Here is a 7,392-nt window from a genome sequence, read left to right on the forward strand (position 1 = left end):
GTCCGACAAGGAACGGAACAAGAATGATGTTTCAACAGACCGACCGCATGAGCAGGCGGGCGTGGGGCATGCTGCTCGTGCTGTGCGGCGCCATCTTCCTGGAAGGCGTGGACGTCTCGATGATGGGCGTGGCCCTGCCGTCGATCCAGGCGGAGCTGGCCATGTCCACCGGTGAGCTGCAGTGGGTGGTCAGCGCCTACGTGCTCGGTTACGGCGGCTTCATGCTCATGGGCGGCCGGGCCGCCGACCTGCTCGGCCGCAGACGCATGTTCCTGTTCTGGCTGGCGGTCTTCCTCGTCTTCTCCGGCCTGGGCGGACTGGCCGGCGAGGGCTGGATCCTGATCCTGTCCCGGCTGGTCAAGGGCATCGCCGCAGCGTTCCTCACCCCCGCGGGCCTGTCCATCATCACCACGAGCTTCCCCGAGGGCAGGCTGCGCAACAAGGCGCTTCTCGTCTACGCCGGTACGGCCGCCGCCGGGTTCTCCCTCGGGCTCGTCGTCGGCGGCCTGCTGACGACGATCAGTTGGCGATGGGTGTTCTTCGCCCCGGTCCTGCTGACCGCGGCGATTCTCGCCGCCGCCGTCGCGCTGGTGCCCAGGGACGAGCCGAGCGACCGTCCCGCCCAGGGCTTCGACTTCGCGGGCGCGATCAGCGTCACGGGCTCGGTGCTGCTGCTCGTCCTCGCCGTCGAGAGGGCGGCTCACGTGGGCTGGGCGCAGACGCTCCTGCTGCTGGCCGCGAGCCTGGCTCTGCTGGCCGCTTTCGTGGCCGTCGAGCGGCGGTCGCGTTCCCCCCTGGTGCGCCTGGGTGTCTTCCGGTCGGGAGCGCTGGTCCGCGCCAACCTGGGCGCGGTCCTGTTCTCCGGCTCGTTCTTCGCCTTCCAGTTCATCGCCGTGCTCTACCTGCAGCAGCTGCGCGGCTGGTCGCCGCTCGAGACCGGACTGGCCCTGCTGGCCATCGGCATCGACGCCGTCCTCGCGCCGACGCTGACCCCCTGGCTGGTCAACCGCTTCGGCAACGTGCGGGTGATCTTCGGAGGCCTGCTGCTGGCCGTGCTGGCCTACGCGCTGTTCCAGCCGATCGGCCTGGACTGGACCTACGTGGCCATGTTCCCCACCATGATCCTGCTCGGGGCGGCCTTCGCGCTGGTCTACGGGCCGCTCACCATCGCCGCCACCGACGGGATCGCCGAGGAGGAGCAGGGGCTCGCCGGCGGGCTGCTGAACACCTCCTTCCAGTTCGGCGCGGGACTGGGACTGGCAGTCGTGACCGCCGTCAGCCTCGCCGCGACCGGAGGCGACATCTCACCGCAGGGCGTACTCGACGGCTTCCACGCCGCACTGGTCGTGCCCGTCGTCGCCGCCGCCCTGGGCGCCCTCGTCATCGCCCCCGGGCTGCGCCGCAGCGGGACCCCGATCGAGCAGCACCTGTGAACCTGGAGACACCATGACTGTGAAAGTGAAGTCCTTCGCCGAGATCGAGAGCGAGTTCAACGCCTTCGTCGGCGCCATCGTCTACGCCACGATGGTCACCGTGGACGCCGAGAACCGGCCCAGGACCAGGGTCCTGATCCCCGTCTGGGAGAACGTCGACGGCCGTCCGCTCGGCTGGCTCGCCACCTACAAGACGCCCGTCAAAGCGGCGCACATCGCCGGCAACCCTCACACCAGCTTCTCCTACTGGACCCAGGGCAACAACTCCGTCGCCGTCGACACGGTCGCCGCGTGGGTCGACGACCTGCCGGTCAGGAGCCACGTGTGGGACCTGTACAAGAGGACGAGCCCGCGCGGAGCCGGCTACGACCTGGGCAACTTCTGGCGCTCGCCGGCCGACCCCAAGCTCCACGTCCTGCGCCTGACACCCTGGCGCGTCCAGGTCATCCGCGGCATGGACCTGCGTAGCAGGATCTGGCAGAGCGGCTGACCCCCGGGGCCACGTCGCCCGATGACCGGCTGGAAGAGCCGCTCATCGGGTGACGTACCGCACCGTGGGCGGGGGCGGCCCCGGCGCCGGCGAGAGCCGGCGGCGTGGACCACCGGTGTCCCGGCGCGGGGAGAGACGCGGCGGCGCGCGGTGAGGTGTCAGGCCGAGGTGGCCCGGACCGCCTCGCGGATCACGTCGGCGACCTCCTTCGGACGGGACACCGCGACGGCGTGCGAAGCGCCCGCGACCTCGACGCCGGTCGCCCCCGCCCGCTTGGCTCCGAACCGCTGGACCTCGGGGTTGATCGCCTGGTCGGCGTCGGCGATGACCGCCCACGAGGGCTTCGTCCTCCAGGCCGCCGTGCTCGCGGTCTCGGTGAACGCCGCGGCGGCCAGCGGCCGCTGCGCCACCGCCAGCACCCCGGTGACCTCGCCGGGCACGTCCGCGGCGAAGACCCGGGGGAACGCCTCGGGGGCGATCGTGAACTCGACGGCGGGCTCGGCGCCCTCCACCGGGTACGTGGTCTGCCGCAGGCTGGCCCCCAGCGGCGGCTCCGGGAACCGTCCCTGCAGCTCGGCGAGGCTCTCGCCCTCCTCGAGGACGTAGGCGGCGACGTAGACGAGACCGACGACGTTCTCCGTCGCGCCGGCCACGGTGATGATCGCACCACCGTAGGAGTGGCCGACCAGCACGACAGGGCCGTCGATCTGGGCCGCCACGGAGGCGACGTACGCCGCGTCGGAGGCCAGGCCGCGCAGCGGGTTGGGCGGGGCCACCACGGGGACGCCATGCTGCTGCAGTTCGGTGATGACGCCGGACCAGCTGGCCGCGTCGGCGAACGCGCCGTGCACGAGGACGGCTGTCGGGGTGGTGGTTTCCGTCATGGAAGCGCTCCTTGTCAGCAAGGTGTCGGTTGTTCAGTGGCGATCCAAACAGGCCGCGACGGGGGGAACGAGGCGGAAGCGTACTTCTGCCTGTGCTTCTGCCTCGTCTTCTCCCGGTGCCGCTTGCTTGGATGTGTGGTGAACGGGAGCCCCCATGTGCCGGAGCCCCGCCTTTCCCCTTTTGGAGCGATCATGATCAAGCCTGTCCTGGAACCTGCCGCGCAAGCCTTCGCCGAGGCCACGGCCCGGCCGCCGTTCCTCTTCCAGCTCCCGCCGGACGAGGGCCGCAAGGCCGTGGACGAAGTCCAGTCCGGCCCGACCGACAAGCCCGCCGTGGACGAGGAGTGGGTGACGATCACCGGTGGCCCCACCGGTGAGGTCAGGGCCCGCGTCGTCAGGCCGGCGGGCAGCACGGGCGACCTTCCCGTGATCATTTACATCCACGGCGCCGGCTGGGTCTTCGGCAACGCCCACACCCACGACCGGCTGGTGCGCGAGCTGGCGGTGGGCGCCGGCGCCGCCGTCGTCTTCCCCGAGTACGACCTGTCGCCCGAGCACCGCTACCCGGTGGCGATCGAGCAGAACTGGACGGTGGCCCGGTGGGTCGTCGCCGAGGGCGCGTCCAGGGGCCTGGACGCCACGCGCATCGCGGTGGTCGGCGACTCCGTCGGCGGCAACATGGCCGCGGCGCTGACGCTGATGGCCAAGGAGCGAGGGGGAGTGCCGCTGCGGCAGCAGGTGCTGTTCTACCCGGTGACCGACGCGTCCTTCGACACCGGCTCCTACCAGCAGTTCGCCGAGGGCTACTTCCTGCGCCGGGACGGCATGCAGTGGTTCTGGGACCAGTACACCACCGACGAGGCCCAGCGGGCGGAGATCACCGCCTCCCCGCTGCGGGCCACCACCGAGGAGCTGGCCGGGCTGCCTCCGGCGCTGGTCATCACCGCCGAGGCGGACGTGCTGCGCGACGAGGGCGAGGCGTACGCGGGCAAGCTCCGCGCGGCCGGGGTGCCGGTGACGGCCGTGCGCCAGCTGGGGATCATCCACGACTTCGTCATGCTCGACGCGCTGCGCGGGACCTACGCGGCCGAGTCGGCGATCGGGCTGGCCGTCGGCACGCTCCGCCGGGCCCTCGCCGAGAGCTGAGACGGTCCCCGGGTCGTACGGAGGGCCGCCACCACGACCGGCGGCCCTCGTACGGACCGACCCCCGACTCCAGGACGGATTCATGCCATCCACCTTCGACCTCGCCCGGATACGCCAGGCCAACGCCACCGGCCGGGTCCCGGTCGTCTTCATCCACGGCCTGTGGCTGCTGCCCACGAGCTGGGAGCGCTGGGCCCGGGTGTTCGACGAGGCGGGATTCGCTCCCATCACTCCTGACTGGCCCGTCATGCCGCCGGCCGGGGCCACGGCCGGCCGGACGGCCGGCGAGGTGGCCGACCACTTCGCGGACCTGATCGGCGGGCTGGAGCGCAGGCCCGCCGTCGTCGGCCACTCCACCGGCGGCCTGCTCACGCAGGTCCTCGCCGGGCGCGGCATGGCCTGCGCCGGCGTGGCCATCGGCCCGGCCCCCTTCCGGGGGGCGCTGCCGCTGCCGATCTCCCCGCCGCGCGTCCCCGCCCGCGCGTCGGCCGATCCGGCCGCCGGCCGCGGCGCCGTCCCGCTCACCTACGACCAGTTCCGCCACTCCTTCGCCAACGCCGTCGGCGAGGAGGAGGCCGAGTGGTTGTACGAGACGTTCGCCGTCCCCGCACCGGGCGTGCCGCCTCTCCAGGCGTCCGCCGCCTTCGACCCGTGGAGCGGGCCGGAGGTCGACGGCACCGCGGAGGATCGGGGCCCGCTGCTGCTCGTCTCCGGCGAGATGGACGCCACCGTCCCCTGGACCGTCGTCCACGCCTCCTACCGGAACCAGGTCCGCAACCCGCACCACCTGACCGAGATCATCGAGATGCCCGGCCGCGGGCACTCGCTGACCGTCGACAGCGGTTGGCGCGAAGTCTGCGGCACAGCCCTGACCTTCATCCAGCGCTTCGTGGACCCGTGACAGGATCCGCCTGCGCGACCTGGTCGAGCTCCTTGAGCACCTGGGCCGCCCGGTCGGTGTCATCGGCGGCCTCATACAGCTCCACAGCCTCCCGGAACGCCTCGCGGGCCTGCTCCACCTCCGCCAGCTGGACCAGCGCCTTGCCCAGGTTGGTCAGCGAGAGCGCCACGGCCCGGGTGATCGGGCGCCTGCGCATCTCCCGCAACGCCTGGTGGTAGTGGTCGGCGGCCTCCCGCCAGCGTCCGAGGGCGAGGTAGCCCTCACCCACCAGGTCCAGCGCCGCACCGACGGCATGGTTGACGATGGCCGGCGAGCCGCCGAAGGCGGGATCGCGCAGCCGCTCCACCAGGGCCAGGTTGTGCCGCACGGACTCCTCCACCCGGCCGAGCCGGCGCAGGCTGTTTCCCACACTGACCATGGCCTGGGCGTAGCCCTCGGTGTCCCCGGCCTCCTGGAACCACTCCGCCGCCTGCCGCGTGTAGCTCAGCGCGGTCTCCCCGCTCGGCTGGTCGTCACGGCCCCACAGCGCCCAGGTGGCGTAGGTCAGCGCCCAGCCCTGCTGCCGCACGTCGCCGATGTCGCGGGCCAGCTCCAGCGCGCGCAGGGCGGTCGCCTCCGCCTCGTCGTAGCGGGCCTGGCAGTAGGTCTGCGCCCAGGACAGGTAATTGAGATGCGTCGCCTCCTGCCCGCGCTCGCCCATGGCGCGGGCGGACCTGGCGGACAGCTCGAACACCTCGGGCCAGTGCCCCCAGTGCATCCACAGGTCCGAGAACCAGTGCATGGCCTCGGCCACCTCGACGACGCGCGCGTGCTCGCCGACGCGGGCCGCCTGCCGCAACGCCGCCAGCCACGCCTCGCCCTCCAACTGGAGCCACTCGTGCGCCTGCTGCGAGCTGTTCAGCTCGACGGGGGAGCCCCAGTCCGGCGGCGGGGCGCCGTAGTCCGGCTCGAACCAGCGTCCGGCGACCGTGGCGACCTTCAGCAGCCAGTCGTCCATGCGCCGCCGCGCCTGCCGCTGGGCCACGATGGACTCCTCATCCGACAGCCGGGCGCGGGCGAACAGCCGCACCAGGTCGTGGAAGCGGTAGCGGCCCGCGTACGGCGACTGCAGCAGACCGAGGTCGACCAGCTCCTCCAGCGCGTCCTCGGCCTCGGCCGGGCCGAGCTCGGCCAGGACCGCCGTCATCGGCACCCCGAAGTCCGGCGCCGCGGCCAGCGCCAGGCGCCGGAAGCTCTGCCGGGCCGGCGGGGAGAGCTGCCGGTACGACAGCGCGAAGGCGGCGGCCACGGACAGGTCTCCCGCGGCCAGGGATTCCACCCGCCGTCCCTCGTCGCCGAGGCGCGCGGCCAGCTGCCCGACCGTCCAGCCGGGCCTGCTCTGCAACCGGTTCCCGGCGATGCGCAGCGCCAGCGGCAGGTTTCCGCACAGGCTCGCCACCTGCGCCACCCCGTCCGGATCGGCCCCGGCACGCTCCGCGCCCACGATCGCGCGCAGCAGCGCGGCCGCCTCCCCGGTGGCCAGGTGCGCCAGTGGGACCTGGTGCACGCCTTCCAGCCCGGCCAGCGGCCGGCGGCTGGTGACCACTGTCATCACCGGACCGTCTGAGGGCAGCAGCGGACGCACCTGGCCTTCGTGCGCCGCGTTGTCCAGGATGATCAGGCATCGCCGGTCGCGCAGCAGGGCCCGGTGATGGCCCGCGCGGTCCTCCTCGTCGGCGGGGATGCGCCGCTCGGCCACCCCCAGGGCCTTGAGCAGCCGGGACAGCGCCGTCCCCGGGTCCAGCGGGACCGGATCCATGCCGCGCAGGTCCAGGTAGAAGCGGCCGTCGGGGAACAGGTCGGCCAGCTGCCTGGCGGCCCGCACCGCCAGCGCCGTCTTGCCGATGCCGGCGGCGCCGGAGACGGCGGCCACGACGGCGGCCCGCTCGTCCCCCGTGCGGGCCGCCAGTTCGCGCAGCGCGCACAGCTCCCGTGCCCGTCCGGTGAAGTCGCCCACTCCGCGGGGCAGCTCGCACGCGCCCGGCGCGGGGGCCTCCTGGCGCGGCCGTCCCGCCCGTGCCGCCTCCGACAGCGCCGCCCGCCGCGCGTCGTCGAGTCCCAGCCCTTCGGCCAGTGCCTCCACGGTGCGCCGTTGCGGGCCGCGGCTGGCCCCGCGCTCCATGTCGCCGATGGCCCGTACGCTGACGCCCGACGCGTGGGAGAGCTCCTCGATCGTCAGTTTGGCGGCGTGTCGCAAGCTCCGCAGCAACCCGCCGAACGACTCCGCCACCCGTCCCCCTCACGATTAACGTCGGCGAAGCACCCCAAACGCCGCATATCTACCCTATCCACCCGTTGAGGGCGGATGTTCTCCCGCGCGGGCCCGCGGCCGGGCCCATGCCGACGTCACTGAGCCTGCGGGCCTCCGGGAGGCGCGGCGGGGACGACGCAGGACAGGGCGCGGCGCAGGACGGCGGCGAAGGGTTCGGTGGCGCCGGGGGCGAGCCAGTGCCGCCCCGCCGCCCGGACGGCGCCGGTGACCGCGGCGGCCGTGACGAT

General features: G+C 73.1%; 6 protein-coding genes. 4 read left to right on the forward strand and 2 right to left on the reverse strand.

Annotation, left to right across the window (positions count from 1 at the left end):
* Nucleotides 1–23 precede the first annotated feature (23 nt).
* Both ACWDS7_RS23855 and ACWDS7_RS23860 read left to right on the forward strand, forming a co-directional pair.
* On the forward strand, nt 24–1,433 hold the full coding sequence (locus ACWDS7_RS23855; RefSeq protein ID WP_451931068.1) for an MFS transporter: 1,410 nt from the start codon (nt 24–26) through the stop codon (nt 1,431–1,433).
* 13 nt (nt 1,434–1,446) lie between these two features.
* Nucleotides 1,447–1,923, forward strand: coding sequence for a pyridoxamine 5'-phosphate oxidase family protein (locus tag ACWDS7_RS23860; protein ID WP_306870716.1), 477 nt, complete (start codon nt 1,447–1,449; stop codon nt 1,921–1,923).
* A 158-nt stretch (nt 1,924–2,081) separates the two neighbouring features.
* Here ACWDS7_RS23860 and ACWDS7_RS23865 read toward each other — a convergent pair whose 3' ends face one another.
* Entirely contained in the window at nt 2,082–2,807 is a 726-nt protein-coding gene (locus tag ACWDS7_RS23865) for an alpha/beta fold hydrolase (protein WP_451931069.1), read from the reverse strand.
* Nucleotides 2,808–2,999: 192 nt separating this feature from the next.
* Here ACWDS7_RS23865 and ACWDS7_RS23870 point away from each other — a divergent pair, with 192 nt between their 5' ends.
* Together ACWDS7_RS23870 and ACWDS7_RS23875 are read left to right on the forward strand one after the other, a co-directional pair.
* Nucleotides 3,000–3,953 (forward strand): alpha/beta hydrolase, encoded by a 954-nt coding sequence (locus ACWDS7_RS23870; protein ID WP_451931070.1) that lies wholly within the window; start codon nt 3,000–3,002, stop codon nt 3,951–3,953.
* Nucleotides 3,954–4,035: 82 nt separating this feature from the next.
* Nucleotides 4,036–4,854 carry an alpha/beta fold hydrolase gene (locus tag ACWDS7_RS23875; RefSeq protein ID WP_451931071.1) on the forward strand — a complete coding sequence of 273 codons (819 nt, stop codon included), beginning with the start codon at nt 4,036–4,038 and terminating at the stop codon, nt 4,852–4,854.
* Here the strand turns inward: ACWDS7_RS23875 and ACWDS7_RS23880 are convergent.
* The gene (locus tag ACWDS7_RS23880; RefSeq protein WP_451931072.1) at nt 4,829–7,123 is read right to left on the reverse strand and encodes an ATP-binding protein; all 2,295 of its coding nucleotides are present in this window, start codon (nt 7,121–7,123) and stop codon (nt 4,829–4,831) included. The genes ACWDS7_RS23875 and ACWDS7_RS23880 overlap by 26 nt on opposite strands.
* Nucleotides 7,124–7,392 lie beyond the last annotated feature (269 nt).

The organism is Streptosporangium sp. NPDC003464 (genome assembly GCF_053588315.1).

Excerpts from the sequence above, each read along its gene's own strand:
- ACWDS7_RS23855 (WP_451931068.1), top strand. The coding sequence starts at position 24 with ATGATGTTTCAACAGACCGACCGCATGAGCAGGCGGGCGTGGGGCATG.
- ACWDS7_RS23860 (WP_306870716.1), top strand. The coding sequence starts at position 1,447 with ATGACTGTGAAAGTGAAGTCCTTCGCCGAGATCGAGAGCGAGTTCAAC.
- ACWDS7_RS23865 (WP_451931069.1), bottom strand. The coding sequence starts at position 2,807 with ATGACGGAAACCACCACCCCGACAGCCGTCCTCGTGCACGGCGCGTTC.
- ACWDS7_RS23870 (WP_451931070.1), top strand. The coding sequence starts at position 3,000 with ATGATCAAGCCTGTCCTGGAACCTGCCGCGCAAGCCTTCGCCGAGGCC.
- ACWDS7_RS23875 (WP_451931071.1), top strand. The coding sequence starts at position 4,036 with ATGCCATCCACCTTCGACCTCGCCCGGATACGCCAGGCCAACGCCACC.